Annotated in this window: 1 pseudogene; it reads left to right on the top strand. The window is 52.6% G+C overall.

What is annotated here, in order from left to right:
• Window positions 1–159 (top strand): annotated as a pseudogene (locus ACTHUR_RS21450) (DNA polymerase III subunit delta); the annotation flags it as partial.
• Window positions 160–435 lie beyond the last annotated feature (276 nt).

Genomic DNA, 435 nt, shown 5'->3' with positions numbered 1-435 from the left:
AAACAAACCCTCGCGCCGATTGCCGTCAAACGCATTCCCGCCGTCCGCCTGATCGAAGCGCTCAAAACCTGCGCCAAAATCGACCGCATCATCAAAGGCACAGAAGACGGCGACGCGTGGACGGAATTTAAGCAGTTGGTGACGGGGCTGGCAGTCTGATTTCATTGGGCATGGATAGGCGCTTTTCGCGACAAGGGCGCGCCTGTTCAAAAAGCGTGGAAGTTTGTATGCCGCATCGCTTCTGTACGCGCCCAAACGGCAAAAATACTGTAAAATACCGTTAAACATAAAGTTATGATATTTGAGGTCGTCTGAAATCCGTCCACAACCCGATGCAGCGGATAGACAAGTATTCGGCGCGTTCAGAGATGCACCGCCGCTTGCCCGTCCACTGCAAACCTTTTTTCCGACGACCTCCCACCCTTAATAAGGAAC

The organism is Neisseria sp. P0021.S007, from assembly GCF_051956855.1.
Note: the sequence above shows the minus strand (reverse complement) of the source record. Positions and strands in the feature narration are given on the sequence as shown.